Origin of the sequence: Marinactinospora thermotolerans DSM 45154, assembly GCF_900167435.1 — a bacterium.
In the GTDB taxonomy this organism is placed as follows: Bacteria; Actinomycetota; Actinomycetes; order Streptosporangiales; family Streptosporangiaceae; genus Marinactinospora; species Marinactinospora thermotolerans.
On sequence record NZ_FUWS01000009.1, the window covers coordinates 176,123 to 201,803 of the forward strand.

Sequence of the window (25,681 nt, forward strand, 5' to 3'; positions counted from 1 at the left end):
AGGTCAGAGCCGACCTCGGGCGACTGCGGCCGGATCCGTGCGGACCGCCCCCTGGGCCGGTCACGACGGGCTCCGGGGCGATGACTGGAAGGGTGCCCATGTTCACGACATCGGGACGTGCCATCCCGGCGGATTCTCGGGCATCGCGATGAAGGGCGACACCCGGATCTGGCTCGGTGCCATCGTCTCGGTCGCCCTGCTGTACGCGCTGGGGACGCTCGTCGACACGGGCACCGGCCTGTCGCTGACGGCGCGCGGCGGTACCTGGCCGACCGCCCTGGCCTCCGGGCTGGCCGCGGCCAGCCTGTTGTTCGCGGCACGTGAGCGTGAGGGCGGGGCGGGGGAGGACGATCCCACGGCCGAGGGCACCGACGGCGTGGCGGCGCTGCGCTTCCTCGGCCTCGCGGCGTCGGCCTGGTGCGCGGGGGCCGTGGTCTACGGCGCGACCGGCCTGTTCGGTGCGAGCGCGACGTTCTCGCTGACCTTCGGTGATCTGTTCTCCCTCGCGGCCCTGCCGCTGTTCGTGCTTGGTTTCCTGCGTTTCGCGCCGTTGCCCCAGGGCGTCCGGCCGATATTGCGGCACGTCACCGACAGCTACGTGTGCGCGGCGGCGGTCTTCGCGGTGGTGTGGTTGCTGCTGTTCGAGCCGCTGTACCGGGACCTGGGCGAGAACCCCGGGGTGATCGGGCTCGCGCTGGTCTACCCGGTCGCCGACATCGTGGTGCTGTGCCTGCTCGCGCCGCTGGTGTTCACCTCGCCGCACGGCACCCGCCGCGCGGTGCTGCTGGCGATCGGCGCGTTCGTCATCATCTGCGGTGCCGACCTCATCAGCACCATCACCCGGCTGACGGGCGAGCCCGTCGCGGGGGGCATCGAATACCCGGTGCGGTTGCTGGGGTTCGCGTTGCTGGCCGCGCTGCCGTGGTTGACCCGGGCCGGCGCGGGCTCCCCGCCCCGCCGGATCACCGGACGGGGGCTCTACCGTTTCGCGCCCGAGATCGCCGCCGCGTTGGCGCTGGCGGTCGCCGCCGTCACCCTGTCGGTCGCCGCCCTGCGCGTCGAGGGGGTGGCGCCGATCCTGCCGGTGGCGGCCGGGTCGGCCGTGCTGGTCCTGCTGGTACGCCTGTTGGGGCTGCTGGAGGAGAACTCGACGCTGGGCCGCATGGTGGCCACCCGCGAACGGCACTTCCATGAGCTGGCGCGCAACAGCGGGGATGTCATCCTCATCCTCGACAAGGACGGCACCATCTTCTACGTCAGCCCGGGGGCGGCCGAGACGTTCGGCTACCGGCTCGACGACATCCTGGCCGGCCCCGTCACCGACCTGGTGCACCCCGAGGACCTGCCCCGGGTGGGCGCCGCGATGTCGGCGTTCGAGCGCGGTGCCGGCGAGGGGATGCACCTGCGCATCCGGGTGCGCGCGGCCGACGGCACCTGGCGGCACACCGAGTCCACGGCGTCGCTGTATGAGCGGCCGGGCGAACCCGACCGGCTGCTCGTCACCACGCGCGACATCAGCGCCCAGGTGGCGCTGGAGGAGCAGGTCAACCATCTGACCTTCCACGACGGCATCACCGGCCTGCCCAACCGCGCCTACCTGGAGGAGCGCGCCCGCGAGGTCCTGGCGCGCCGGGACCGGGCCGAGACCGGTCCCGACGGGGTGGCGGCGATCTTCCTCGACCTCGACGGGTTCACGGCGGTCAACGACTCCGCCGGACACTCCTTCGGCGACTACCTGCTGGCCCAGGCGGCCCGCCGGCTGCGGGCCACGATCGGGGCGGAGGACACCTTGGCGCGCTGGGGGGGTGACGAGTTCGCGCTGCTCATCGAGGACGGGGCGCGTCCGCAGCGGGTCGTCGACCTCGCCGAGCGGCTGGTGCGGGCCATCGGTGGCGAGCCGTTCCAGATCGCCGATCGCGAGGTGGTGCTGTCGGCGAGCGTGGGGGTGGCCTTCGCCGAGCCGGCGACCGACAGTGGCGAGCTGCTGCGCAACGCCGACATGGCCATGGCGCGGGCCAAGGAGCTGGGCGCGGGGGGCCGCGTCGAGATCTACGCCGCGCACATGCACACCGAGGTCGTACGGCGCCTGGAATTCCAGACGCGCCTGCGGCAGGCCCTGGCCGACCGCGAGTTCCTGCTGGAGTACCAGCCGGTGGTCGATCTGGAGAGCTCCCGCGTGACCGCGGTCGAGGCGCTGGTGCGCTGGCGGGACGAGGACGGGCTGGTGGGGCCCGACGAGTTCCTCGGTCCCGCCGAGGAGTCCGGGCTCATCGTCCCCCTGGGGGAGTGGATCCTGCGGGAGGCGTGCGCCAAGGTCGCGCTGTGGCGTGCCGCCGACTGGGACATCGGGCTGGCCGTCAACCTGTCGGTCAAGCAGATCCTGTCGCCCCGTTTCGTCGAGACGGTCGCCGGGGTGCTCGCCGACACCGGTCTGCCGGCCGACGCGCTGACCTTGGAGGTCGACGAGGAGGTGCTGCTGGAGAACCCCGGCGACGCCGTGGCCAGCCTGGCCGAGCTGCGTGGCCTGGGGGTCCGACTGGCCATCGACGACTTCGGGATGGGCTACGCCTCGCTGGCCCACCTGCGGCGGTTGCGCGTGGACGAGATCAAGATCGATCCGTCCTTCATCCGGGACCTGGGCAACGACGGGACGGTGACGCTGCTCACCAGCACGATCATCCGGCTGGGCCAGGACCTGGGGGTGCGGGTGATCGCCGAGGGCATCGAGAGCATGGAGCAGCTGGAGCGGTTGCGCGCGATGGGGTGTGTCTACGGGCAGGGGTTCCTCGTGGCCGGCCCCATGGGGGCCGAGGGTGTCGAGGCCCTTGTCGGGGGCGAGACAGGGACACCACTGGGAAGGTGAGGTAGGTCGCACCTACGGGACGGTTCCCACCTGCGAGTGAACCGCATGGTGATCATCTTGTCTCGAATGTCGAGACAAAACGGCGTTTCGGTTGACGCGGCGCCACACTCTCCGTCATCGTTGTCACCGTGCAGAGCAACCCGATGATTCTCGTACTTGGCCAGCGCGCAGCAAGCTGACCAAGCTCTCGTTGCGCGCTCCCCTCAACCGCGTCCTCGGCGGTGGGGGGTTTTTTGTTGCCAGACACACCTACAGCCCTCTCGAAGGATCTAGTGATGACCGAGCAGATGACCGGAGCCCAGTCGCTCATCAGGTCGCTGGAGCATGTCGGCGTCGACGTGGTGTTCGGAATCCCGGGCGGGGCGATTCTGCCCGCCTACGACCCCCTCTACGACTCCGTCAAGGTGCGCCACATCCTCATGCGGCACGAGCAGGGCGCCGGTCACGCCGCCGAGGGGTACGCCTACGCCACCGGACGCCCCGGCGTCTGCATGGCGACCAGCGGTCCCGGGGCCACCAACCTGGTCACCCCGCTGGCCGACGCGCACATGGACTCCGTCCCCATGGTCGCCATCACCGGTCAGGTGGCCACGTCCCTGATCGGCACCGACGGCTTCCAGGAAGCCGACATCTGCGGCATCACGATGCCGATCACCAAGCACAACTTCCTGGTCCGCGAGGCCGCGGACATCCCCCGCACCATCGCCGAGGCCTTCCACATCGCCTCCACCGGTCGTCCGGGCCCGGTCCTCGTGGACATCGCCAAGGACGCCCTCCAGGCCGCCGTCGAGTTCTCCTGGCCGCAGCGGCTGGAACTGCCCGGCTACCGCCCGGTGACCAAGCCCCACGGCAAGCAGGTCCGCGAGGCCGCCCGGATGATCGCCGAGGCCAGGCGTCCGGTCCTCTACGTCGGCGGAGGCGTCCTCAAGGCCCGGGCGGCCCAGGAACTGCGGGTGCTGGCCGAGCTGACCGGCCTGCCGGTCGTCACCACGCTGATGGCGCGGGGGGCCTTCCCCGACAGCCACCACCAGCACCTGGGCATGCCGGGCATGCACGGTACGGTCGCCGCGGTCGGCGCCCTCCAGCGGGCCGACCTGATCGTCGCGCTGGGCGCCCGGTTCGACGACCGGGTCACCGGCAGGCTCGACAGCTTCGCCCCCGACGCCAAGATCGTGCACGCCGACATCGATCCGGCCGAGATCTCCAAGAACCGGCACGCCGACGTCCCGATCGTCGGCGACTGCCGCGAGGTCATCGCCGACCTCGTCGTCGCCGTCCGCAACGACCAGGCCGCCGGCCGCCAGGGAGACTACGCCGCCTGGTGGTCCCAGCTCAACCGGCTGCGCAACGACTACCCGCTGGGCTACGAGGACCCGGGCGACGGCTCGCTCGCCCCGCAGTACGTCATCAAGCGCCTCGGCGAGATCGTCGGCCCCGAGGCGGCCTACGCCGCGGGCGTCGGCCAGCACCAGATGTGGGCCGCCCAGTTCATCGACTACGAGAACCCGGGCACCTTCCTCAACTCCGGCGGCGCCGGGACGATGGGTTTCGCGGTCCCGGCCGCCCTGGGCGCGAAGGTCGGTTCCCCGGATCAGACCGTGTGGGCGATCGACGGCGACGGTTGCTTCCAGATGACCAACCAGGAGCTCGCCACCTGCGCGGTCGAGGGCATCCCGATCAAGGTGGCCGTCATCAACAACGGCAACCTCGGCATGGTCCGCCAGTGGCAGACCCTCTTCTACGAGGGGCGCTACTCCAACACCAACCTGCACACCGCCCCGGCCCAGGGCAGCGAGAAGGTCCGGATTCCGGACTTCGTGCGCCTCGCGGAGGCGTACGGTTGTGTCGGACTGCGGTGCGAGCGCGTCGAGGACGTCGACGCCACCATCGAGAAGGCCATGGCCGTCGATGACGCGCCGGTCGTCGTCGACTTCACGGTCAACCACGACGCGATGGTGTGGCCGATGGTGGGCCCCGGCATCAGCAACGACGACATCCAGTACGCGCGCGACATGGCGCCGGACTGGGACAACGAGGAATAGGAAAGGGTCCCGTCCCATGAGCCTGCACACGCTTTCCGTCCTCGTGGAGGACACGCCGGGCGTCTTGGCCCGGGCGTCCGCGCTGTTCTCCCGCCGCGGTTTCAACATCCACTCCCTCACGGTGGGACCCACCGAGTACGAGGGACTGTCCCGGATGACGATCGTGGTCAACTGCGACCGCCACCCCTTGGAGCAGGTGACCAAACAGCTCAACAAGCTGGTCAACGTCATCAAGATCGTCGAGATGGACGCCGACGCCTCCGTGCGTCGTGAACTGCTGCTGGTCAAGGTCAAGGCAGACGCCGCCAGCCGCAGTCACGTGCTGGAGACCGCCGAGCTGTTCCGGGCGCACGTCGTCGACGTCAGCCCGGACGTGGTCGTCATCGAGGCCACCGGCAAGCCCGAGAAGCTTGAGGCGCTGATCCGCAATCTCGAGCCGTTCGGCATCAAGGAGCTGGTGAAGTCCGGTCTGGTCGCGCTCGGCCGCGGTCCGCGGTCGATCACCGACCGTTCGCTGCGCGCCATCGAGCGCACCGCCTGACCTCCCGGGACTCCCGGCTCGTCTGCAGAGAAGAAGAATCAAGGAGTAAGCCGAAGTGGCAGCAGAGATGTACTACGACGACGCCGCCGACCTCAGCGTCATCCAGGGACGCAAGGTCGCCGTCATCGGTTACGGCAGCCAGGGCCACGCGCACGCCCTGTCGCTGCGTGACTCGGGTGTCGACGTCCGGGTCGGCCTCGCCGAGGGCTCCGCGAGCCGTCCCAAGGCCGAGGAAGAGGGCCTGCGGGTGGTCACCCCGGCCGAGGCGGCCCAGGAGGCCGACCTCATCATGATCCTGGTGCCCGACCACATCCACCGCGACCTCTACGCCAACGAGATCGCCCCGCACCTCAACGAGGGCGACGCCCTGTTCTTCGGCCACGGGTTCAGCATCCGCTACGGCCTGATCGAGCCGCCCGCGGGCGTGGACGTCGCCATGGTCGCCCCCAAGGGGCCGGGTCACCTCGTGCGCCGCCAGTTCGAGGAGGGGCGCGGTGTCCCGGTGCTCGTCGCCGTCGAGAAGGACGCCTCCGGCAACGCCTGGGAGCTCGCGCTCTCCTACGCCAAGGGCATCGGCGGCACCCGCGCCGGCGCGCTCAAGACCACCTTCACCGAGGAGACCGAGACCGACCTGTTCGGTGAGCAGGCGGTCCTGTGCGGTGGTGTGTCCGAGCTGATCAAGGCCGGGTTCACGACGCTGGTCGAGGCCGGCTACCAGCCCGAGGTCGCCTACTTCGAGTGCCTGCACGAGATGAAGCTCATCGTCGACCTCATGTACGAGGGCGGGATCTCGAAGATGAACTGGTCGGTCTCCGACAACGCCGAGTACGGCGGCTACACCCGCGGCCCGCGGGTCATCACCGAGCAGACCCGCGAGGAGATGCGCCGCATCCTCGGCGAGATCCAGGACGGTACCTACGCCCGTGAGCTCGTCGCCGAGTTCGACGCGGGCCGGCCGAACTTCCTCAAGCGCCGCGAGGCCGAGCAGAACGAGCAGATCGAGAAGGTGGGCGCCGAGCTGCGTCCGCTGATGAGCTGGCTCAAGGCCTGAGCCCCTCCGGCGGGACACGGGCCCGCCGTGGATGGCCCGGGCGGCGTCGGCCGCCCGGGCCTTCGTCGTTCCGGCCGGTCATGGCCAGGTCGATGTCACGCCCCTTCTCGGGTCGATCCCGACCGCCGCACTAGACTTTGCGCAGGCCGTTCCGTCCGCGCACGGTGCGGATACGCCCAAGCCGCTTCGCGCGCGGCAACGTCGCAACCACGAAGGAACAAGCTGTGCCCAAGCCCTCCGTTCTCGTCGCGGAAGAACTCTCGCCCGCTGGTATCGCCCTGCTGGAGGAGGACTTCGACGTCCGCACCACCAACGGCGCCGACCGGTCCCTGCTCCTGCCGGCCCTCGCCGACGTCGACGCCCTGATCGTGCGCAGCGCGACCAAGGTCGATGCCGAGGCGATCGCCGCCGCCCCCAACCTCAAGGTCGTGGCGCGGGCCGGCGTCGGGCTGGACAACGTCGACGTCGAGGCCGCCACCAAGGCCGGTGTGCTCGTCGTGAACGCGCCCACCTCCAACATCGTCAGCGCCGCTGAGCAGGCCATCAACCTGTTGCTGGCCACCGCCCGTAACACCGCCGCGGCCCACCGGGCGCTGGTCAACGGCGAGTGGAAGCGTTCCAAGTACACCGGTGTGGAGCTCTACGACAAGACGCTGGGCATCGTGGGCCTCGGCCGCATCGGTGTCCTGGTCGCCCAGCGGCTGAGCGCGTTCGGTATGAAGGTCATCGCCTACGACCCCTTCGTGCAGCCGGCCCGCGCCGCGCAGATCGGTGTCGAGGTCGTCGACCTCGACGAGCTGTTGCGCCGTAGCGACTTCATCACGGTCCACCTGCCCAAGAACAAGGACACCCTCGGCCTGATCAGCGACGACGCGTTGAGCAAGGTCAAGCCGAGCGTGCGCATCGTCAACGCGGCGCGTGGCGGGATCGTCGACGAGGATGCGCTGTACCGGGCCCTCAAGGAGGGACGGGTCGCGGGCGCGGGCATCGACGTGTTCGCCAAGGAGCCCTGCACGGACAGCCCGCTGTTCGAGTTCGACAACGTGGTCGTGGCCCCGCACCTGGGCGCCAGCACCCACGAGGCCCAGGAGAAGGCCGGCACGCAGGTCGCCCGTTCGGTGAAGCTGGCCCTGTCCGGGGAGTTCGTCCCCGACGCGGTCAACGTGCAGGGTGGCGCGGTCGCCGAGGACGTCAAGCCGGGGCTGCCGCTGGCCGAGAAGCTGGGCCGGATCTTCACCGCGCTGGCCGGGGGCGTGCCGGCGCGGGTGGACGTCGAGGTCCGTGGCGAGATCGCCGTGCACGACGTCAAGGTCGTCGAGCTGGCGGCTCTCAAGGGCGTGTTCCGCGACGTGGTCGAGGAGGCCGTCACCTACGTGAACGCGCCGCTGCTGGCCAAGGAGCGTGGCGTCGAGGTCACCCTGGTGACCAGCGAGGACAGCCCCGACTGGCGTAACCTCATCCGTGTTCAGGGCACCATGGCCGACGGTCAGCGGGTGTCGGTGTCGGGCACGTTGTCGGGCCCGCGTCAGACCGAGAAGCTCGTGGAGCTCAACGGTTACGGCATGGAGATCACGCCGACCGAGCACATGGCCTTCTTCTCCTACGACGACCGCCCGGGCGTGGTCGGCACGGTCGGCGCCCTGCTGGGCGAGGCGTCGGTGAACATCGCCGGCATGCAGGTCGCCCGTGACCAGGAGGGCGGCAAGGCCCTGATCACGCTGACCGTCGACTCCGTGATCCCCGACGAGACCCTCCAGACGATCTCCGCCGAGATCGGCGCCGTCACCAGCCGCCGCGTCGACCTGGACTGACCAGGCGGGCGTGACGCTGCCCGGCCCCCGCGGTGGTGTCCGCGGGGGCCGTTGTCGTCGGCGCCCGTTCTGGAGATCTGCTCGGACGTCCGATAATCTGTCGTCCTAAGGAGTGGACGAACGGTGACCATGCCGCGACTCCACGCGAGCGGCGCCGCGCCGGGGCACCCGCCCGGGCGGCGCACCCCGGTCCGGCGATCCCGCCGGGGTGACGTGTTCCGGCGGCGCGCCCGGCCCGTACGGGGCCGAACGCGCGAACGCCCCTCTTTCCGCTTCCGCGTCCCTCGGAGGATCGCCGTGTACGAGACCGAACCCACGTCGCCGGAGAGCCACGACGAGGCCGCCCGGGCCCTCCAGACCGCTTTGGACCGCCGCGACAACGGAGGGCCGTTGCGCGCCTGAACGCGCGCCTCTTCCGCCTTTCCCGGGGGAGGGCGGTTCCCGCGACCACGCACGTCGGTAGTCTTGTCTCATCATCGTCACCTTCGGTCTCAAAATGTGAGAAACCGGGGGGTGTGGTGCCGACCGCGGCGGACCGCACGGACGTGACATCGACACTGCCGAAGTAGAGGCTGGGCTTTTTATGGCTGCTCGCACCGTGAAGTTGGCCGTCATCCCCGGTGACGGAATCGGTCCCGAGGTCGTCGCCGAGGGGTTGAAGGTCCTCTCGGCCGTGGCCCCGCGGCACGATCTCGCGCTCGACACCACCGAGTACGAGCTGGGCGCCAAGCGCTGGCACGCCACGGGCGAGACGCTGCCCGACTCCGTCGAGGAGGAGCTGCGCGGGCATGACGCCATCTTCCTCGGCGCCGTCGGCGACCCCTCGGTCCCCAGCGGTGTCCTGGAGCGGGGTCTGCTGCTGCGCCTGCGCTTCTCCTTCTCCCACTACGTCAACCTGCGGCCGGTCCGCCTCTACCCGGGCGTGACCACGCCCCTGGCCGACACCACCCCCGACGACATCGACATGCTCGTCGTGCGCGAGGGGACCGAGGGGCCCTACGCGGGCATGGGCGGCGTGCTGCGCAAGGGCACCCCGGGCGAGATCGCCACCCAGGACAGCGTCAACACCCGTTTCGGCGTCGAGCGGGTCGTCCGCTACGCCTTCGAGAAGGCCGCGGCCCGGCCGCGCAGGAAGCTCACCCTCGTCCACAAGGACAACGTCCTCACCTTCGCCGGCGAGCTGTGGCAGCGTGTCGTGCGCGAGGTCGGCGAGGAGTACCCGCAGGTCTCCGTCGACTACTGCCACGTCGACGCCGCCACGATGTTCTTCGTGACCCAGCCGCACCGGTTCGACGTCGTGGTCACCGACAACCTGTTCGGCGACATCATCACCGACCTCGGCGCCGCCGTCGCCGGCGGCATCGGCCTGGCCGCCAGCGGCAACATCAACCCCGAAGGCGACTTCCCCAGCATGTTCGAGCCGGTTCACGGCTCGGCTCCGGACATCGCGGGGCAGGGCAAGGCCGACCCCACGGCGACGATCCTGTCCGCCGCGATCATGCTCGACCACCTCGGCGCCGCCGACGCGGCGCGGCGCGTCGAGCGCGCCGTCGCCGAGGACCTGCGCGACCGGGCCAAGGACGCCGTCGAGCGTTCCACCTCCCGCATCGGCGACGACATCGCCGCCCGAGTAGCCGAGCAGGGCTGAGCACCCCTCGGCCCTGCTGCCCCGCGGCGCGGCCGAGGCCACAAGCGGTATCCGGTGACGGGCGCGCCTGAGGGCGCGCCCGTCGTCGTTTCCCGGACCGCCGTCTCGGTGTGAGCGGATCGCCCGATTCGCTCGCTATGGCCCGTACACATCGTTTCCGCCAGACTGGAGTGCGGACCGGCAGCGTTGCCGGCCCGTTGTACCCGAGAGGACCACGCACACATGAACACCAGCACCACCACAAGCGGGTTGACGTTCGACATCCGGCTCTCGTCCCAGCGGAAGACCCCGCAGGAACGGGCGGCCCTGCTGGAGAACCCCGGGTTCGGCAACGTGTTCACCGACCACATGGTCACGATCCGCTACAGCGACGAGAAGGGGTGGTACGACGCCCGACTCGAGCCCTACGGTCCGATCCCGCTCGACCCGGCCACCGCGGCGCTGCACTACGCCCAGGAGATCTTCGAAGGGCTCAAGGCCTACCGCCACCCGGACGGCACCATCGCCTCCTTCCGCCCCGAGGCCAACGCCGAACGCCTCAACCGCAGCGCCCGGCGTATGGCGATGCCCGAGCTTCCCGAGGACCTGTTCCTCGGCGCGATCGAGACGCTGCTCGCCCACGACGGCGACTGGGTGCCGACCAAGGAGGACAACAGCCTCTACCTGCGCCCGTTCATGTTCGCCACCGACGTCGGCCTGGGGGTCAACCACCCCTCGACCTCCTACCTGTTCGTCCTCATCGCCTCCCCGTCGGGCTCCTACTTCTCCGGCGGGATCAAGCCGGTCACGGTCTGGCTGAGCGAGGACTACACCCGTGCCGCGCCGGGCGGTACCGGCGAGGCCAAGTTCGCCGGCAACTACGCCGCGAGCTTCCTGGCCCAGGCCCAGGCGGTCGAGAAGGGGTGTGACCAGGTCGTCTGGCTCGACGCGGTGGAGCACCGATGGGTCGAGGAGATGGGGGGCATGAACCTGTTCTTCGTCTTCGGCTCGGGCGAGCAGGCCCGGATCCTCACGCCCGCGCTCACCGGCACGCTGCTGCCGGGGATCACCCGCGACTCGCTGCTCAGGCTCGCGCCCGAGCTCGGCATCCCCGCCGAGGAGGGACGTATCTCCACCGACGAATGGCGCGCGGCGGCGCTCAGCGGCGAGCTCACCGAGGTGTTCGCCTGTGGCACCGCGGCCGTCATCACCCCCGTCGCGCACGTCAAGAGCGCCGATGGGGACTTCCAGGTCGGTGACGGCAAGCCGGGGCCGGTCACCCTGCGGCTGCGCGAGGAGCTGGTCGGCCTCCAGTACGGCCTGCGCCCCGACAGCCATGGCTGGGTCCGCCGCTTCGGAGCGGTCTGACGCCGCGGCGGTGGGGCCGGCCGGCCCCACCGCCTGTCTCAGCATGTGGGAAATCGAGACCGAATCGCGGATCCCCTCGGCGTCGTGCGAGGTGGATGTGGCAGACTGGTCCCCATGTCGTCTCGGGCGATCATTATCGTGAGGCGCGTCGGCTGATCACGGACCCCGCCGGCGCGCCGACCTCTCGTGTCCACGAGGGGTCTTTTTTGTTGGGCCGGCGGCCCGAACCAACATCCACCCCCGGGAGTTCCACCCATGCTGGACGACGGTTTCCACGTATTCGACACGACCCTGCGCGACGGTGCGCAACGAGAGGGAATCAACCTCACCGTCGCCGACAAACTGGCGATCGCGCGGCTGCTCGACGAGTTCGGCGTGGGCTTCATCGAGGGCGGCTGGCCCGGCGCCAACCCCAAGGACACCGAGTTCTTCCAACGGGCGCGCGACGAGCTGGAACTGAGGCACGCACGCCTCACCGCCTTCGGCTCCACCCGGCGGGCGGGGGTCCGCGCCGCCGAGGACCCGCAGGTCGCCGCCCTGCGCGACTGCGGCGCCCCGGTGGTCACACTCGTCGCCAAGAGCGACAGCCGCCACGTCGAACTGGCCCTGCGCACCACGCCCGACGAGAACCTGGAGATGATCGCCGACACCGTCTCCCACCTACGCGAGAACGGCCAGCGGGTCTTTCTCGACTGCGAACACTTCTTCGACGGCTACCGGCACGACCCCGACTACGCGCTGGAGGTCGTGCGCACGGCGACGGCGGCGGGCGCCGACGTCGTCGTGCTGTGCGACACCAACGGGGGCATGCTCCCCGCCGACATCACCCGTGTCGTCACCGAGGTGCGCGAGGCGACCGACGCCCGCTTGGGGATCCACGCCCAGGACGACACCGGCTGTGCGGTCGCCAACACCCTCGCCGCCGTCGACGCCGGCGCCACCCACGTCCAGTGCACGGCCAACGGGTACGGGGAGCGGGTCGGCAACGCCGACCTGTTCTCGGTCACGGCGGCTCTCGTCCTCAAACGCGGACGCGACCTCCTGCCCGAGGGCAGCCTGCGCGAGATGACCCGCGTCTCCCAGGCGATCGCCGAGATCGTCAACATCGCCCCGGCCACCCACCAGCCCTACGTCGGGATCTCGGCCTTCGCGCACAAGGCGGGGCTGCACGCCTCCGCGATCAAGGTCGATCCCGACCTCTACCAGCACACCGACCCCGCCCTGGTCGGCAACGACATGCGGATGCTCGTCTCGGACATGGCGGGGCGGGCCTCCATCGAGCTCAAGGCCAAGGAACTCGGGGTCGACCTGGGCGGCGACCGGGGCCTGCTCGGCCGTGTCGCCGACCGGGTCAAGGCGATGGAGCTGAACGGCTACAGCTTCGAGGCGGCCGACGCCTCCCTGGAGCTGTTGCTCCGTGAGGAGCTGGGCGAACCGGTCCGCTTCTTCGAGGTCGAGTCGTGGCGCACCATCGCCGAACACCGCGCCGATGGCATCGCCGTCACCGAGGCGACCGTGAAGCTGCACGTCAAGGGTGAGCGGGTGATCGCCACCGCCGAGGGCAACGGTCCGGTCAACGCGCTGGACCGGGCGCTGCGCTCGGCCATGGAGGACGTCTACCCCGCGCTGGCCGAGGTGGAGCTGTCCGACTACAAGGTCCGCATCCTGGAGGGCACCTCGGGAACCGACGCGATCACCCGCGTCCTCATCGGCTCCACCGACGGCCGCGGCGGGTGGACCACGGTGGGTGTCGGTGAGAACGTCATCCAGGCGTCGTGGACGGCCCTGGAACAGGCGATCACCTACGGTCTGCTGCGTCAGGGATACGCGCAAGGGTGACCGAGCGCCCCGGGCGAGGCGCGGGTCGTCGCCTTCCCGGGGCCTCAGTCGGGGTGCACCCAACCGTTGCGCTCGCACCCCTGGAGGCCGAACGTCTGCTGCTGCATGACCGGTGCCGGGGCGCCGGGCTCGGTGCAGAAGACGTGTCCGTGCCCCAGGGCGTGGCCGACCTCGTGGTTGACGACGTAGACGCGGTAGGTCTCCAGGTCCCCCTCGAAGTGCCCGACGCCGCTGACCCACCGGTTCTGGTTGATGATCGCCCGACCGCCCTGGGTGCAGGAGACCTCGCCGTTGGTCTGCAGGGGCGCGCACAGGGCGTCGACGGTGTCGGGGGCGGCCAGGGTGACACGGAAGTCGACGTCACCCTCGTCCACCCGCTGAAAGGACATGTCGCCGTCGCCGCCCCAGCCGCGCGGATCGGCCAGGATCGCGTCGACCGCGGCCGCGAAGTCCTCGGCGGAACCGGGCAGGCCGGCCTCGACCTCGACGAGGTAGCGCTTGACCGGCCCCTCACCGGAGGGCTCCCCGCCGCCGGGAACGACCTCCAGGTCACCGCTGCCGTCGGTGACCTCCTCGACCACCGAACGCAACAGCAACGGGGTCGGTGACGGGCTCGGGGAGGACTCGGGGGCGCGTTGGAGATCGAGTGAGGGAGGGGCGGGCTGGGCGGCCTCGGGCCGTGGCTGCGGGGTGAGCACACCGGTGGCCAGGACCGCGCACCCCACGGTGACCAGGGACAGTCCTACCAACAGCCCCACGGGCGGGCGGCGGCGTCTGCGGTGCAGGGGGCGCCGCCTGCGGGTGGTGTCCGTTCCGATCGTGGGCACGCGAGGACCTTCCTAGAACCCGGGGTCCCCCTCAGGATCGCAGATCACGAGAGTCCGTACACGCTTTTCGGGCTCCCCGTGGCGGCGGGTCCGCACGGTCCGCAACATGTGCCGCGGACCCGCCGCCCACCTTACTCCGCGGCCTTGACCTGCTGGACGACCTCGAAGCCCCACAACTCGCTGCCGGTGGCGGCGGGGCCTCCCTGGCCGTGCCCATGGCCGTGTCCGTGTCCCGAACGCCCCGCGTCCTCGGCGGCCTGGGCGTGCCCCGCGCGAAAGGCGGTGCTGTTCACCCAGTTCTGGAAGTCCTCTTCGGAGCGCCAACGGGTGTAGACGAGGTAGCGGTCGGTGCCCTCGACCGGCCGGAGGAGCTGGAACTCCTCGAATCCCGGCTGGTTCTCGACCAGTCCGGCGCGCTTGGCGAACCGCTCCTCCAGGGTCGCCCCCGCCCCTTCGGGGACGGTCAGGACATTGAACTTCACCACACTGGGCACGTCGCCCTCCTCTCACTCACCTCGATCCCGAGGATAGGACCCCGGTTCGCGGAGGCGGGGCACCCCCGGTCCCGAGGCGACGCGGGGCGGACAAGGGGCGGCGCCCGTCCGCCGGGAGAGGACGGACGGGCGCCGGGGTGCGGCGAGGGTTACTCGACCGGCGGGTAGGCGTTGGCCAGGAGCTGCTGGAACTGCGCGGAGAACCAGTGGCCGGAGATCGGGGCGTCGGGCAGGGCCCCCGAGGGGTTGTAGTTGTTGCGCGCGTTGCCCTGGTAGGTCGGGTCGCACATCCGGTCGAAGCCCTTGCCCTCAGGGTTGGGGATGTACTCGCTGGCGCCGTCGGACTCGCCCGGGGGCTTCATCCAGACGTAGGCGTCGATGCCGGGCTCGGGAGCCGCGGTCGGGCGCTCGCCCAGGCCGGCGCCGGCCTGGTTGCACCAGTTACCCAGGTGGATGCGGCGGTCGTAGCGGCCACCGTCGATGAAGGCGTTGATGTCGGTGCGCGGGCCGGGGCCGGTGGGCCGGTCCGGGCCGCCCCAACCGTTGCGGGAGGTGTCGATCAGCATGCCGATGCCGGGGTCGAAGCCGGTCGAGATCAGCTCCTGGCGCAGGGCCTGGGCGAAGGACAGCTCATCGACGTAGTTGTTCCAGTCGATCCAGCGCGACTGGCGGGCCATCTGGCCGTTGACCGAGTCGCTGATGGAGAAGTGGTCCTCCTTCAACGCGGAGTAGTTGGCGGTGTTGGCGATGAAGCCGTGCACGTCGTCGGGGGTGGCGCCGCTGGCGTTGGCCGCCTGGTAGAAGATGTCGGCGGAGGCGCCGAAGTTGTCGGGCCAGCCGATCCAGCCGTGGTGGCCGGCGTCAACGTAGTTGTAGACGTTGGGGATGTCGCCCAGGGTGGCCAGGGCGTAGCCGACGCCGTTGACGTAGTTGCCGTTGGCCAGCATCTCGTTGCACTGGGGGGTGGCGGTGGGCCGGTTGCCGACGTTGGTGACCAGGTTGGGCAGCGAGTCGATCTCGACCGTGGTCACGATCCGCAGGTCGGCGTAGGCCGGGTCGCTGAGGATCTCGGCGATCGGGTCGATGTACTCGTTCTTGTAACGGTCGATCTCGTCGGGGCCGAGCTCGCCGTTGGAGGCCAGCGCGGCGCAGTCACGGCCGGGCAGGTTGTAGATGACCAGCTGGACGACCATCGGGGTGTCGCCGGACTGCTGCTCCAGGGCCTCGTCGAGGTGGTCGCGCAGTCCCATGTTGCCGGTCGTCGGGCTGTCGTTGCCCTCGATGGCGCCGATGCGGTCCAGCCAGACACCGGTGGGCTGGTCGGCGACCGCGTCACCACCGGGCTCCGCGGCGGCCTTCTCCGACCAGACCGGGTTGACATAGACGTCGGCCCCGACGTAGGGGTTGTCCACGCGCTCGCCCGGGTTGCCGGGGTTGCCGGGCTCCTCCGGCTCCTCGGGCTCCTCGGGCTCCTCCGGCTCCTCCGGCTCCTCGCCGGTCTCGCCGTCGCAGACGACGCCGTTGAGCGTGAAGGAGTCGGGAGCGTCGCCCGAACCGTTGGCGTTGAAGCCGAACGAGATGCTTCCGCCGGTGTTGATGGCCGCGTTGTAGGAGGCGTCCTCAGCGGTGACGCTCGCGCCCGACTGGGTGTAGGACGCGCTCCACATGCTCGTGACCTGCTGGTTGCCGGGGAAGTCCCATTCCAGCGTCCAGCCGTTGATCGGGTCGCCCAGGTTGGTGACCGTCACGTTGGCGGTGAAGCCCGACCCCCAGCTGTTGACCTGGTAGTCGACCTCACAGCCGGCCGCGGCGGAGGCGGGCGAGGCCAGGGCGATCATGCCGGCGCCCATGGCGGTTGCGGACACGGCCGCCAGGCCGCGTCTCGTCCGCGAACGTCGGTTCGCAGACGGGGGGATGTTTCCCATATCGGGACCTTCCTTGCCTGAAAAGGGAGAGGGAGAAGGAGACGATCGGGGTCCGGCGCGGGGTCGCGCGCGGGGAGAGTGCGGCTGTGCTGGGGGGCGCGGCGCGGGCGGCGGGGCTCGGGGGTGACGGGGCACGGTGACCTCCGAGGGCGGTCCGGGGGCAGGCGGGCCGGTCATGCGGGGAACGTCGCTGGGAGCGCTCCCAAACTCGGGTCGGTCGTTCGGGGGATGGAAACGGCGGACAGGAGTGTGACACGTTCCGCAAGAGCTTGTGACCAAGCTCACGGGAGCGCTCCCAAAGAGGGTAACCTCCGGGCGATCCGTTGTAAACAATCTGTTAACTGGGGATATGCGCCGTCACACACCGCGGGTCGTCGCGACGGACGGTCGCCGAAGGGGCGCGTACGGTCGCCGGAGGCCGCGACGAAGGCGCGATCCGGGGCGAACGCGCACGGCAAGGAGCGGGACGCGGCTCGGTAGCCTGTCCGAGGTAAGACGGACGTGAAAAGCAGAGGTAGGCCCGTGCGCATCGCGAGATTCTCCACCCTCGACGACCAGTCCGAGGTCGCCTTCGGCCTTGTCGACATCGACGCCGAAGGCCAGCGGTTCGTCTCTCGGATCGTGGGGCACCCGCTGCTCGGCCCGATCAAGCTCGCCGGCGACCCGATGAAACTGGAGGACGTCCGGCTGCTCTCGCCGATCCTGCCGAGCAAGGTGGTGTGCATCGGCAAGAACTACGCCGATCACGTCGCCGAGATGAAGGACATCACCGGCGAGTCCACCGAGGAGCCCGTCGTGTTCCTCAAGCCCTCGACGGCGGTCACCGGCCCGGGCGATCCGGTGTTCCACCCGGCCATCTCCGAACGGGTGGACTACGAGGGCGAACTCGCCATCGTCATCGGACGGCTGTGCCGCGAGGTCCCGCCGGAACGGGCCAAGGACGTCATCTTCGGCTACACCTGCGCCAACGACGTCACAGCCCGCGACCTGCAGAAGAAGGACAAGCAGTGGACGCGGGGCAAGGGCTTCGACTCCTTCTGCCCGCTGGGCCCCTGGATCGAGACCGGCCTGAGCCTGGAGGAGGCCGCCGACCTGCGCGTCACGACCACGGTGGACGGAGAGGTGCGCCAGGACGGCCGGACCTCGGATTTCATCCACGGCATCCCCGAGCTGATCTCCTACGTCAGCTCGTTCATGACGTTGGTGCCCGGCGACGTCATCCTCACCGGGACCCCCGCGGGCGTGGGCCCTGTTCAGGTCGGGCAGCAGATGACCGTCTCCATCGAAAGAATCGGCGAACTGACCAACCGGGTCGTCACCCGGGACTAAGGACGAGGACGAGTGACTGACAGCAAAACCGTGCGGGTGCGCTTCGCGCCGTCACCCACCGGGATGTTCCACGTCGGCGGCGCGCGTTCCGCGCTGTTCAACTGGGCGCTGGCGCGCCAGCAGCCGGGTGGCAGGTTCGTGCTGCGCATCGAGGACACCGACGCCGCGCGCAACAAGCCCGAGTGGACCGAGGGCATCATCCGGGCCCTGGCCTGGTTGGGGATCCGCGAGGGCGACGAGCACTTCGAGGGGCCCTACTTCCAGTCGGCCTACGCCGACAAGCACCGCGAGACGGCGCGGCGGCTCTACGAGGAGGGGCGGGCCTACTACTGCGATTGCACCCGTGAGCAGGTGCAGCAGCGGCGCGGCAACGAGCACCTCGGTTATGACGGGTTCTGCCGGGATCGCGGCCTGGAGCCGGGGCCGGGGCGGGCGTTGCGTTTCCGGGTGCCCGAGGGCGGCCCCACCGTGGTCGACGACCGGGTTCGCGGCCGGGTGGAGTTCGAGCACAGCGCGATCGAGGACTTCGTGATCGCCCGGGCCGACGGTTCGCCGTTGTTCGTCCTGGCGAACGTCGTCGACGACATCGAGATGGGGATCAACGAGGTCGTCCGGGGTGAGGAGCACCTGTCCAACACCCCCAAGCAGCAGCTGCTGTGGGAGGCGCTGGGCCACACCCCGCCGGTGTGGGCGCATCTGCCGGTCATCGTCAACGAGAAGCGGCAGAAGCTGTCCAAGCGCCGGGACAAGGTGGCCCTGGAGTCCTACCAGGAGGAGGGCTACCTCCCCGAGGCCATGGTCAACTACCTGATGCTGCTGGGCTGGTCGCCCGGCGGTGATCGGGAGATCATGCCGTGGTCGGAGATGGAGCCGCTGTTCGACGTCTCCAAGGTCAACAGCTCCAGCGCCTTCTTCGACGAGAAGAAGCTGCGCGCCTTCAACGGCGAGTACATCCGCGCCCTGGACCTCAAGGAGTTCATCGAGCGCTGCCGCCCCTGGCTGGCGCCCGATGTCGCGCCGTGGCCGGCCGAGGGGTACGACGAGGTGGTCTTCGAGCGGGTCGCGCCGCTGGCCCAGAGCCGGATCGCGGTGCTCTCCGAGATCATCCCCAACGTGGACTTCCTGTTCCTGGACCAGCCGGTGGAGGACCCGCAGAGCTGGAACAAGGCGATGAAGCCGGGTGTCGGCCGGGAGATGGTGACCGCGGCCCTGACCCGCTACGACGATCCGGATCTGCCCTGGCGGGCCGCGGAGCTGAAGGCCGCGCTGGAGGAGGCCGGCGCCGAGCACGGTCTGAAGCTGGGCAAGGCGCAGGCGCCGGTACGTGTGGCGGTGACCGGACGCACCGTCGGCCTGCCGCTGTTCGAGTCGCTGGAATTGCTCGGCCGCGAGCGGACGCTCCAGCGGTTGCGGGCCGCGTTGGCCAAGCTCGACGCCACCCAGGACGCCGAGGCCTGACCGTCCGCCCCCGCCACGGGCACGTTCGTGGCGGGGGCCACCCGGGGGCGGTCCCATTCGGTTCGCGAGCACTCCGGATCTCCGCTAAAGTAATTCCTGCGCCGAGGGGAGCAGGGCCCGAAAGGGAAACCTCCCCGAAAAGCACTGGGGTATGGTGTAATCGGCAGCACGACTGATTCTGGTTCAGTTAGTCTAGGTTCGAGTCCTGGTACCCCAGCGAGTGGAATCCCTCGGGAGACCACCCGGACTGTCCGACAGTCCGTCCGCGTCACGCGGTCCAAGGCCCCCGTCGTCTAGCGGCCTAGGACGCCGCCCTCTCAAGGCGGTAACGCCGGTTCAAATCCGGTCGGGGGTACCAGCAGGAGCCCCCACCCGTGAGGGTGGGGGCTCCTTGTCGTCAGAGCGCCTACGTCGTGGCGGGCCGCTTCAGCACCCCGGGGCGCCGGTTCCGAACCTGCCGGCCGAGATGTCCTCCTGGGCCATCCGGTGCAGTGCCGTGAACGTCTGTTCCATCAGCACGGTGATGGCGATGGCCCGTTCCACGATCTCCTCCCGGGGGGCCGCGGCGTCGAGCAGTTCCAGGTCGCGTTCTGCCGCCTCGTGGGCGAGTTCCGCGTAGCGTGACAGTACCTCCGGGGGGATGGTCAGGCCGAGGCGGTCCAAGGTGGCCAGTGCCCGGACGAGCCGCCCCCGGGCCGGCGATCCGGAGTAGGTCCGCCAGCCCAATCCGCTCAGGAGCCGTTCGGCGGTCTGACGTGCCTGGTCGGCGCTGTCGTCCTCCTCAGCGGGGGCGTCGCTGTCCAGTTGGTACAGCGCGGTGCCGAGCAGGAGGTGGGGACCGATCTGCTCGTCGTCCACGGCGTCCAGCACCCCTCTGATACGGGCGAGGGGCACGTCGCCGACCTCGGCGAGCGCCCGGATGAGGCGGAGCCGCCGCAGGTGCGCGGAGGAGTAGACGGCCTGGGTGGCCGAGGTGGTCTCTCCCCGTGGGAGCAGTCCTTCGCGCAGGTAGTACTTGATCGTCGCCACCGGTACGCCGCTCGCGCGGCTCAGTTCCGAGATCCGCACCGATTCCCCCTTCACATCCGTATTGGATAGTTATACTCTCTAATATTGGAGAGTGGAACTATCCAACCGAACGGTGTCCGGCCGTCCCCAAAGGTCCGGGACGGATGGAGGAGGCGACATGGCCGAGATCGAACACGGACGCATGACCACCGAGGCGAGCGAGGGATTCACCCTGTTCCTCATCGGGATGCGGGTGAACGACTGGCGGCGGGTCCGCGCCTGGTGGTGGGTGACGCGGTCCTTCAACGAGATGCTCGGCGAGCTGCGGGCCGAGCGGGGCCGGGGACTGCTGGCCAGCCGATCCCTCGTCGACGGCCGGGGCGTCACCTCCGTCCAGTACTGGGAGAGCACCGAGAAACTGATGGCCTACGCCCACGACTCCCTGCACAAGGGGGCCTGGCGGGACTTCTACCGGCACGTCGACGACGGGGCGGTGGGAATCTGGCACGAGACCTACCACCTCGGCCGGCAGGAGGCGTCACACGGCCCCGGGCACGAGGCCTTCTACACGCACATGCCCGTCTTCGGCCTGGGAGAGGCGCTGGGGACCCGACCGGTCACCCGGGCGAACCGCTCCGCCGCCGACCGGCTGCGCCGGGCGGGAACGGGTGGCTGAGCGGCTCGGGACGCCGGCCGGCGCGCCGCCGTCCCGTTCCGCCAGGTCGCAGACGACCTCTCGGGCATCCGGGTGATCCGGATGCCCGAACGGGTACGGCTGGGAACGCCACAGCAGCGGGAGCGGGAGGGAACATGGGACAGCGAGCGTGGACGGCCGCCACCGTGGTGGTGGCACTGCTCGTCGCGGGCTGTTCCGACGGGGGAGGGGAGCGGCCGAGGGAGTCCGCGCCGCCCTCGCCCGGTGGAACCGGTTCGCCGGAGCGGCTGATCCCCCCGGGAGAGCCGCGGGACGTCACCACCGGCCTCGGGGTGCCGTGGTCCATCGTCTTCCTGCCCGACGGCGCGGCATTGGTGGCCGAACGCGACTCCGCGCGGGTGCTGCGCGTGGAGCCCGACGGCGCCACCCGAGAGGCCGGCGAGATCGAGGGAGTGCGCCCGCAGGGGGAGGGCGGACTGCTCGGCCTGGCCGTGGCACCGGAGTCCACCGGCGACACCGCCGTCTACGCCTACTTCACCTCGGCGGAGGACAACCGGATCGTGCGCATGCCCTATGACACCGAAGCGGGACTGGGAGAGCCCGAGATCGTCGTATCGGGCATTCCCAGCGCCTCCTTCCACAACGGGGGCCGCATCGCCTTCGGGCCGGACGGGATGCTCTACGCCGGCACCGGCGACGCGGGCCGCGAGGAGCTGGCCCGCGACACCGACTCCCTCGGGGGCAAGGTCCTGCGCATGACCCCCGACGGCGAGCCCGCCGAGGGCAACCCGTTCGGCAACCTCGTGTACAGCTACGGCCATCGCAACGTCCAGGGCCTGGCCTGGGACGAGGAGGGCACCATGTACGCCACCGAGTTCGGCCAGAACACCTACGACGAGGTCAACGTGATCGAACCGGGTGGTGACTACGGCTGGCCCGAGGTCGAGGGGAAGGCCGGCCGGCGGCCCTACGTCGACCCCGTGGTGGAGTGGACCCCCGACGAGGCGTCGCCGAGCGGGGCCGCGGTCGCCGCCGGGTCGCTGTGGGTGGCGGCACTGCGCGGAGAACGGCTGTGGCGGATCCCGTTGCTCGGCGGGGGCGAGGTCGGCGACCCCGAGGCGCTGTTCGTGGGGGAGCGGGGGCGGCTGCGCGCGGTCGCGGCCACCCCCGACGGGGCGGGCGTGTGGGTCTCCACCAGCAACCTCGACGGCCGGGGCGAGCCCGCTCCCGATGACGACCGGATCCTGTCGGTCCCGCTCACCCGGTGAGCGGGACCGGGATCACCCGTAGGCCTCGCTGCTGTGCAGGGCCTCGCTGATCCGCTCGGCGGCGGCGATCACGGCCTGGGCGTGCAGCCGGCCCGGGGAGCGGGTCAGGCGCTCGATCGGTCCCGAGACCGAGACGGCGGCGATCACCCGGCCACCCGGTCCGGAGATCGGGGCCGAGACGGAGGCGACGCCCTGCTCGCGTTCGCCGACGCTCTGCGCCCAACGGCGGCGGCGGACCTGGGTGAGGGTCGCGGCGGTGAAGTGGGCGCCGCGCAGCGCCCGACGGATGCGTTCGGAGTCCTCCCAGGCGATGAGGACCTGTGCGGCCGAGCCGGCGTTCATGGGGAGTTCGCTGCCGACGGGGACGGTGTCGCGCAGGCCGCTGGCCCGCTCGGCGGCGGCCACGCAGACCCGATGCTCGCCCTGGCGGCGGTAGAGCTGGGCGCTTTCGCCGGTGAGGTCCCTGAGCTGGGCCAGGACCGGGGTGGAGACGGCGAGGAGACGGTCCTCGCCGGTGGCGATCGACAGCTCGCCCAAGCGCGGGCCGAGCACGAACCGGCCCTGGCTGTCCCGGGCGACCATGCGGTGGCGTTCCAGCGCGACCGCCAGCCGGTGGGCGGTCGGCCGGGCCAGCCCGGTGATCTGGACGAGCTGGGCGAGGGAGGCGGGGCCCGATTCCAGCGCGTCCAGGACCGACATCGTCTTGTCCAACACACCTACGCCGCTCGATGGGCTAGAGTTGTCCATGGCTTGATATTGCCGTCTCGCTATTTGGAATGCAAGTTCGCTCGCGGCGAGCGGTGGGCGGCGTGGCACGACCTCCCCGCCCGATGACGCGAGGCCAAGAGGACCCCGAGGAAACCGTCGAGACGCGAGGAGGCGTCACACATGGCTCGCACGATGGCCGAGAAGGTCTGGGAGGAGCACGTCGTCCGGCGTGCCGAGGGGGAGCCCGACCTGCTCTACATCGACCTGCACCTCGTCCACGAGGTCACCAGCCCGCAGGCGTTCGAAGGGCTGCGCCTCGCCGGACGTCCCGTGCGCCGTCCCGACCTCACCATCGCCACCGAGGACCACAACGTCCCGACCGAGAACATCCTGCTCCCCATCGCCGACCCGGTCTCGCGCACCCAGATCGAGACGCTGCGCAAGAACGCCTCCGACTTCGGCGTCCGCCTGCACCCCATGGGCGACATCGACCAGGGCATCGTCCACGTGGTCGGTCCCCAGCTCGGCCTGACCCAGCCGGGCATGACGATCGTCTGCGGCGACAGCCACACCAGCACCCACGGCGCGTTCGGCGCGCTGGCCTTCGGCATCGGCACCAGCCAGGTCGAGCACGTCCTGGCCACCCAGACGCTGCCCATGACGCCGTTCAAGACCATGGCGGTCACCGTCAACGGCACGCTCAAGCCCGGGGTCACCTCCAAGGACATCATCCTGGCCGTCATCGCCAAGATCGGCACGGGCGGTGGTCAGGGCTACGTCATCGAATACCGCGGCGAGGCCATCCGGTCGCTGTCGATGGAGGCCCGGATGACGGTCTGCAACATGTCGATCGAGGCGGGCGCGCGCGCCGGCATGATCGCCCCGGACGAGACCACCTTCGACTACATCAAGGGCCGCCCGCACGCGCCCACCGGCGCCGACTGGGACGCCGCGGTCGCCCACTGGAAGAGCCTGCGCAGCGACCCCGACGCCGTCTTCGACGCCGAGGTCGTGCTCGACGCCGATGAGCTGAGCCCGTTCGTCACCTGGGGCACCAACCCCGGCCAGGGCGTTCCACTGGACGCCGCGGTGCCGGCCCCCGAGGACTTCGCCGACCCCAACGAGCGCGCCGCGGCGGAGAAGGCGCTGGCCTACATGGGGCTGGAGGCCGGCACGCCGATGCGCGACGTCCGGATCGACACGGTCTTCCTCGGCTCGTGCACCAACGGCCGCATCGAGGACCTGCGCGCCGCGGCCGAGATCATCAAGGGCCGCAAGGTGGCCGAGGGGGTGCGGATGCTCGTCGTCCCCGGTTCGATGCGGGTCAAGGAGCAGGCGGCCCAGGAGGGCCTGGCCGAGGTGTTCACCGCGGCGGGAGCCGAGTGGCGCGAGGCCGGCTGCTCGATGTGCCTGGGCATGAACCCCGACCAGCTCAAGCCGGGCGAGCGCAGCGCCTCGACCTCCAACCGCAACTTCGAGGGCCGGCAGGGCAAGGGAGGCCGCACCCACCTGGTGTCACCGTTGGTCGCCGCCGCCACCGCGGTCCGCGGCACCCTGTCCTCCCCCGCCGACCTGTAGCCAGCCACGTATCCGAGAGGATCGCCGACATGGAGAAGTTCACCGTCCACACGGGCCGCGCCGTGCCGCTGCGCTACAGCAACGTGGACACCGACCAGATCATCCCCGCCGTCTACCTCAAGCGGGTCAGCCGGAGCGGTTTCGAGGACGGGCTCTTCGCCGCCTGGCGGGCCAACGACCCCGACTTCGTGCTGAACCGTCCCGAGTACGCCGGGGGGACCGTGCTCATCGCCGGCCCCGACTTCGGTACCGGATCCTCGCGCGAGCACGCGGTCTGGGCGCTCCAGGACTACGGTTTCAAGGCCGTGCTGGCCTCCCGATTCGCCGACATCTTCCGTGGCAACTCCCTCAAGGGCGGCCTGCTGACGGTGATCCTGCCGCAGGAGGTCATCGAGCGGCTGTGGGCGGCGGTCGAGGCCGACCCGGCCACGGAGGTCACGGTCGACCTGGTGGCGCGCGAGGTGCGGGCCCCCGGCGTGACCGAGCCGTTCGAACTGGACGACTACACCCGCTGGCGGCTGATGGAGGGGCTCGACGACATCGGTCTCACGCTGCGCCACACCGACGAGATCGCGGCGTTCGAGGAGCGGCGCAAGCCGTGGCTCCCGGTCACCCAGTAGGGGCGGACCGCCCTGAGGAACCGGAATTTTACCTGGATTTGGCGCGGCGGCTGCGGGAGGCGCACCGCCGCGCCAATTCTCTTCCGGAGGGCGTCCGTATTGCGACTATTCGTAAGCTTTTGACGGTCACGGAAGCGGTCAAAAGAGATCCTCTTCGGGCGTCCGAACGCCTCGACAAGATGCTTCGAGATCTCCCGTCGCAGGTGGAAGACCCCCGACACGCTGATTTCCCGGGCGTTTGTATTTGTGTCCGGGTGCCGGTGTCCCCTAATTTCGAGCGAGCAAGGGGGAACCGGAGGAACCAATGAACAAGCGTGAACTGATTGACGCGATCTCCGACCGGTTGGGGGACAAGAAGACCGCCACCGAAGCAGTCAACGTCATCTTGGAGACCATCCAGCAGACCGTCGCCAAGGGCGACAAGGTGGCCATCACCGGATTCGGGGTCTTCGAGAAATCCGAGCGCGCCGCTCGCACGGCCCGTAACCCCGCCACCGGGGCGGCCATCGACGTACCGGCCAGCTTCGTGCCGAAATTCCGTCCCGGCGCAGACTTCAAGGCCCTGGTGAACGAGGGGAAGAAATAACGCTCTGAGAACCGTGTGACGGCCGCCCGGGTCCCTGGGGACCCGGGCGGCCCTACGTCTGCGCCGGCCCGCCCTCCTCCCGT

At 70.2% G+C, this 25,681-nt stretch carries 21 protein-coding genes and 2 tRNA genes; 18 read left to right on the forward strand and 5 right to left on the reverse strand.

Annotation, left to right across the window (positions count from 1 at the left end; translation table 11 throughout):
• Positions 1 to 148 precede the first annotated feature (148 nt).
• The 8 genes from B5D66_RS16940 to cimA all read left to right on the forward strand — a co-directional run bounded on the left by B5D66_RS16940 (position 149) and on the right by cimA (position 13,142).
• The gene (locus B5D66_RS16940) at positions 149 to 2,863 is read left to right on the forward strand and encodes a putative bifunctional diguanylate cyclase/phosphodiesterase (protein ID WP_078762724.1); all 2,715 of its coding nucleotides are present in this window, start codon (positions 149 to 151) and stop codon (positions 2,861 to 2,863) included.
• Positions 2,864 to 3,135: 272 nt separating this feature from the next.
• Positions 3,136 to 4,905, forward strand: coding sequence for an acetolactate synthase large subunit (locus tag B5D66_RS16945; protein WP_268805455.1), 1,770 nt, complete (start codon positions 3,136 to 3,138; stop codon positions 4,903 to 4,905).
• Between the two features lie 16 nt (positions 4,906 to 4,921).
• Positions 4,922 to 5,446, forward strand: a complete 525-nt coding sequence (gene ilvN, locus B5D66_RS16950; protein WP_078762726.1) for an acetolactate synthase small subunit — start codon at positions 4,922 to 4,924, stop codon at positions 5,444 to 5,446.
• Positions 5,447 to 5,501: 55 nt separating this feature from the next.
• Entirely contained in the window at positions 5,502 to 6,497 is a 996-nt protein-coding gene (ilvC, locus tag B5D66_RS16955) for a ketol-acid reductoisomerase (protein WP_200813687.1), read from the forward strand.
• A gap of 224 nt (positions 6,498 to 6,721) precedes the next feature.
• A complete protein-coding gene (serA, locus tag B5D66_RS16960; protein WP_078762728.1) occupies positions 6,722 to 8,308 on the forward strand; it encodes a phosphoglycerate dehydrogenase in 1,587 nt (528 codons plus the stop codon).
• Positions 8,309 to 8,891: 583 nt separating this feature from the next.
• Positions 8,892 to 9,956 (forward strand): 3-isopropylmalate dehydrogenase, encoded by a 1,065-nt coding sequence (locus B5D66_RS16965; protein ID WP_078762729.1) that lies wholly within the window; start codon positions 8,892 to 8,894, stop codon positions 9,954 to 9,956.
• A 222-nt stretch (positions 9,957 to 10,178) separates the two neighbouring features.
• Complete coding sequence (locus B5D66_RS16970) at positions 10,179 to 11,303, forward strand: branched-chain amino acid aminotransferase (protein ID WP_078762730.1); 1,125 nt, start codon at positions 10,179 to 10,181, stop codon at positions 11,301 to 11,303.
• Between the two features lie 255 nt (positions 11,304 to 11,558).
• On the forward strand, positions 11,559 to 13,142 hold the full coding sequence (gene cimA, locus B5D66_RS16975) for a citramalate synthase (protein ID WP_078762731.1): 1,584 nt from the start codon (positions 11,559 to 11,561) through the stop codon (positions 13,140 to 13,142).
• A 44-nt stretch (positions 13,143 to 13,186) separates the two neighbouring features.
• Here cimA and B5D66_RS16980 read toward each other — a convergent pair whose 3' ends face one another.
• The 3 genes from B5D66_RS16980 to B5D66_RS16990 all read right to left on the reverse strand — a co-directional run bounded on the left by B5D66_RS16980 (position 13,187) and on the right by B5D66_RS16990 (position 16,388).
• Positions 13,187 to 13,960, reverse strand: a complete 774-nt coding sequence (locus B5D66_RS16980; RefSeq protein ID WP_235001065.1) for a DUF3152 domain-containing protein — start codon at positions 13,958 to 13,960, stop codon at positions 13,187 to 13,189.
• A 140-nt stretch (positions 13,961 to 14,100) separates the two neighbouring features.
• Positions 14,101 to 14,463 carry an antibiotic biosynthesis monooxygenase family protein gene (locus B5D66_RS16985; RefSeq protein ID WP_078762732.1) on the reverse strand — a complete coding sequence of 121 codons (363 nt, stop codon included), beginning with the start codon at positions 14,461 to 14,463 and terminating at the stop codon, positions 14,101 to 14,103.
• Between the two features lie 149 nt (positions 14,464 to 14,612).
• Positions 14,613 to 16,388: a glycoside hydrolase family 6 protein gene (locus B5D66_RS16990; RefSeq protein ID WP_078762733.1), complete on the reverse strand. Its 1,776-nt coding sequence runs from the start codon at positions 16,386 to 16,388 to the stop codon at positions 14,613 to 14,615.
• A gap of 522 nt (positions 16,389 to 16,910) precedes the next feature.
• Between B5D66_RS16990 and B5D66_RS16995 the strand changes: the two genes are divergently transcribed.
• The 4 genes from B5D66_RS16995 to B5D66_RS17010 all read left to right on the forward strand — a co-directional run bounded on the left by B5D66_RS16995 (position 16,911) and on the right by B5D66_RS17010 (position 19,533).
• Complete coding sequence (locus B5D66_RS16995; RefSeq protein WP_078762734.1) at positions 16,911 to 17,717, forward strand: fumarylacetoacetate hydrolase family protein; 807 nt, start codon at positions 16,911 to 16,913, stop codon at positions 17,715 to 17,717.
• Between the two features lie 12 nt (positions 17,718 to 17,729).
• Positions 17,730 to 19,175 carry a glutamate--tRNA ligase gene (gltX, locus tag B5D66_RS17000; RefSeq protein ID WP_078762735.1) on the forward strand — a complete coding sequence of 482 codons (1,446 nt, stop codon included), beginning with the start codon at positions 17,730 to 17,732 and terminating at the stop codon, positions 19,173 to 19,175.
• A 145-nt stretch (positions 19,176 to 19,320) separates the two neighbouring features.
• Positions 19,321 to 19,392: transfer RNA gene (locus tag B5D66_RS17005), tRNA-Gln, on the forward strand.
• A 65-nt stretch (positions 19,393 to 19,457) separates the two neighbouring features.
• Positions 19,458 to 19,533, forward strand: a tRNA-Glu gene (locus B5D66_RS17010).
• Positions 19,534 to 19,601: 68 nt separating this feature from the next.
• Here B5D66_RS17010 and B5D66_RS17015 read toward each other — a convergent pair.
• The gene (locus B5D66_RS17015; RefSeq protein WP_078762736.1) at positions 19,602 to 20,243 is read right to left on the reverse strand and encodes a MerR family transcriptional regulator; all 642 of its coding nucleotides are present in this window, start codon (positions 20,241 to 20,243) and stop codon (positions 19,602 to 19,604) included.
• Between the two features lie 118 nt (positions 20,244 to 20,361).
• On the opposite strand from B5D66_RS17015, the gene B5D66_RS17020 reads away from it, so the two are divergent.
• Together B5D66_RS17020 and B5D66_RS17025 are read left to right on the forward strand one after the other, a co-directional pair.
• Positions 20,362 to 20,859 (forward strand): DUF4188 domain-containing protein, encoded by a 498-nt coding sequence (locus B5D66_RS17020; protein ID WP_078762737.1) that lies wholly within the window; start codon positions 20,362 to 20,364, stop codon positions 20,857 to 20,859.
• Between the two features lie 134 nt (positions 20,860 to 20,993).
• Positions 20,994 to 22,106: a PQQ-dependent sugar dehydrogenase gene (locus tag B5D66_RS17025; protein WP_078762738.1), complete on the forward strand. Its 1,113-nt coding sequence runs from the start codon at positions 20,994 to 20,996 to the stop codon at positions 22,104 to 22,106.
• Positions 22,107 to 22,118: 12 nt separating this feature from the next.
• On the opposite strand, the gene B5D66_RS17030 is transcribed toward B5D66_RS17025, so the two are convergent.
• Entirely contained in the window at positions 22,119 to 22,805 is a 687-nt protein-coding gene (locus tag B5D66_RS17030) for an IclR family transcriptional regulator (RefSeq protein WP_078762838.1), read from the reverse strand.
• Between the two features lie 189 nt (positions 22,806 to 22,994).
• Between B5D66_RS17030 and leuC the strand changes: the two genes are divergently transcribed.
• From leuC to B5D66_RS17050, 4 genes are read left to right on the forward strand one after another with little or no spacing between them, the layout of a single operon-like run.
• Entirely contained in the window at positions 22,995 to 24,392 is a 1,398-nt protein-coding gene (gene leuC, locus B5D66_RS17035) for a 3-isopropylmalate dehydratase large subunit (RefSeq protein ID WP_078762739.1), read from the forward strand.
• 29 nt (positions 24,393 to 24,421) lie between these two features.
• On the forward strand, positions 24,422 to 25,012 hold the full coding sequence (gene leuD, locus B5D66_RS17040; protein ID WP_078762740.1) for a 3-isopropylmalate dehydratase small subunit: 591 nt from the start codon (positions 24,422 to 24,424) through the stop codon (positions 25,010 to 25,012).
• Entirely contained in the window at positions 24,991 to 25,320 is a 330-nt protein-coding gene (locus B5D66_RS26610; protein WP_455429567.1) for an SCO5555 family protein, read from the forward strand. The genes leuD and B5D66_RS26610 overlap by 22 nt, the downstream gene beginning before the upstream one ends.
• The gene (locus tag B5D66_RS17050; protein ID WP_078762741.1) at positions 25,317 to 25,598 is read left to right on the forward strand and encodes an HU family DNA-binding protein; all 282 of its coding nucleotides are present in this window, start codon (positions 25,317 to 25,319) and stop codon (positions 25,596 to 25,598) included. Before B5D66_RS26610 ends, B5D66_RS17050 begins: the two co-directional genes overlap by 4 nt.
• Positions 25,599 to 25,681 lie beyond the last annotated feature (83 nt).